3 protein-coding genes are annotated in these 2,310 nt (G+C 59.8%); all 3 read left to right on the top strand.

Annotation, left to right across the window (positions count from 1 at the left end; all coding sequences use genetic code 11):
- Positions 1 to 780 (top strand): phosphate ABC transporter ATP-binding protein PstB (gene pstB / locus BLX41_RS31625; protein ID WP_259745442.1); only part of this gene is annotated, 780 nt, incomplete at its 5' end.
- A gap of 113 nt (positions 781 to 893) precedes the next feature.
- Positions 894 to 1,655: a phosphate signaling complex protein PhoU gene (phoU, locus tag BLX41_RS31620; protein WP_025130765.1), complete on the top strand. Its 762-nt coding sequence runs from the start codon at positions 894 to 896 to the stop codon at positions 1,653 to 1,655.
- 166 nt (positions 1,656 to 1,821) lie between these two features.
- Positions 1,822 to 2,310 (top strand): response regulator (locus BLX41_RS36870; protein ID WP_259745441.1); only part of this gene is annotated, 489 nt, incomplete at its 3' end.

Below are 2,310 nucleotides of genomic sequence, written 5' to 3'. Positions count from 1 at the left end.
AAGCAGAGCCTGAGCCTGGAGCAGGAGACCGTGGCCATCGAAGTGCCCGGCCTGAGCCTGTTCTACGGCGAGAAACAGGCGCTGTTCGACGTCAGCATGAACATCCCCAAACAGCGCGTGACCGCCTTCATCGGCCCGTCCGGCTGCGGCAAGTCGACCCTGCTGCGGACCTTCAACCGCATGAATGACCTGGTGGACGGCTGCCGTGTAGAAGGCGCCATCAACCTTTACGGCAACAACATCTACCGCAAGGGCGAGGACGTGGCCGAGCTGCGTCGTCGGGTTGGGATGGTGTTCCAGAAGCCCAACCCGTTCCCCAAGACCATCTACGAAAACGTGGTCTACGGCCTGCGCATCCAGGGCATCAACAAGAAGCGCGTGCTCGACGAAGCCGTGGAATGGGCGCTCAAGGGCGCGGCGCTGTGGGATGAGGTCAAGGACCGCCTGCACGACTCGGCCCTGGGCCTGTCCGGCGGTCAGCAACAGCGTCTGGTGATTGCCCGGACCATCGCCGTGGAACCTGAAGTGCTGCTGCTGGACGAACCCTGCTCGGCCCTGGACCCGATCTCGACCCTGAAAGTCGAAGAGCTGATCTACGAGCTCAAATCCAAGTTCACCATCGTCATCGTGACCCACAACATGCAGCAGGCGGCGCGGGTGTCCGACTACACCGCGTTCATGTACATGGGCAAACTGGTGGAATTCGGCGATACCGATACCCTGTTCACCAATCCGGCGAAGAAGCAGACCGAAGACTACATCACCGGGCGTTACGGCTAGAAAGCAGCTGCAAGCCGCAAGCTTCAAGCGGCAAGTAACAGCAGTTCAACGCGACGAAACCTATCAACTGGCAGCTTGTAGCTTGCGGCTTACAGCTTTTGTGGAGCAAAACCATGATTTCGAAGGAAGGCCTCACCCACCACATCTCCGCGCAGTTCAATGCCGAGCTGGAAGAGGTGCGCAGCCACCTGCTGGCCATGGGCGGGCTGGTGGAGAAGCAAGTCAACGACGCGGTCACCGCGCTGATCGAAGCCGACTCCGGGTTGGCCCAGCAGGTGCGCGAGATTGATGATCAGATCAATCAGATGGAGCGCAATATCGACGAGGAATGCCTGCGCATCCTCGCCCGTCGCCAGCCGGCGGCCTCCGACTTGCGGTTGATCATCAGCATCTCCAAGTCGGTGATCGACCTGGAACGCATCGGCGACGAAGCCACCAAGATCGCCCGTCGGGCCATCCAGCTGTGCGAAGAGGGCGAAGCCCCGCGTGGCTACGTGGAAGTGCGGCATATCGGCGATCAGGTGCGCAACATGGTCCGCGATGCCTTGGACGCTTTTGCCCGCTTTGATGCCGACCTGGCACTTTCCGTGGCTCAGTACGACAAGATCATCGACCGCGAATACAAGACCGCGCTGCGCGAGCTGGCCACCTACATGATGGAAGACCCGCGCTCTATCTCGCGGGTTCTGAGCATTATCTGGGTGCTGCGTTCGCTGGAGCGGATCGGCGATCACGCGCGCAACATTTCCGAGCTGGTGATTTATCTGGTGCGTGGCACCGACGTGCGCCATTTGGGGCTCAAGCGCATGAAGGAAGAAGTTGAAGGCACAAGTGGCGAATCCGCTAATGTTCCGGATCAAGCTGACGATAAGTAAGAGTGCCCGAGAAGAGCGCCCGGCCCTTTGGCCGGGCGTTTTTGTTTGTGCTCCTCGAATATGAAAAGCAGCACCCGCGAACGAAAAGTCCCGGCGTGACTGAAGAGTTTTGGCAAAGTGCCATCAGCCAGCGTTATGCTTGCCGGGATTTTTAAAGGGGTGGTCGATGAGTAAGGTAAGTGTGTTGGTGGTGGATGACGCTTCGTTCATTCGTGACCTGGTGAAGAAGTGCCTGCGCAACTACTTCCCTGGCATCAAGATCGAAGACGCGATCAACGGCAAGAAGGCCCAGGCGATGCTCGCCCGCGAAGCCTTCGACCTGGTCCTGTGCGATTGGGAAATGCCGGAAATGTCCGGCCTTGAGCTGCTGACCTGGTGCCGTGAGCAAGAGGCGCTGAAAACCATGCCGTTCGTCATGGTCACCAGCCGTGGCGACAAGGAAAACGTGGTGCAGGCGATCCAGGCCGGGGTATCCGGCTATGTGAGCAAGCCTTTCACCAACGAACAGCTGCTGACCAAGGTCAAGCAGGCGCTGAACAAGGTCGGCAAGCTCGACACCTTGATGAACAGCGCGCCGACCAAGATGAACTCGGCCTTCGGCAATGACTCCCTGAGCGCCCTGACCGGCGGCAAGCCGGCGGTGGTGGGGGCGGCT

This window comes from Pseudomonas protegens, assembly GCF_003732485.1.
GTDB classification, from domain to species: Bacteria; Pseudomonadota; Gammaproteobacteria; order Pseudomonadales; family Pseudomonadaceae; genus Aquipseudomonas; species Aquipseudomonas protegens_B.
The sequence above is the reverse complement of the archived record's forward strand: the minus strand, read 5'-3'. Positions and strand labels throughout refer to the sequence as shown.

What these genes read in the sequence shown, in the direction of transcription:
- phoU (WP_025130765.1), top strand. Translation starts at nt 894, where the DNA reads ATGATTTCGAAGGAAGGCCTCACCCACCACATCTCCGCGCAGTTCAAT.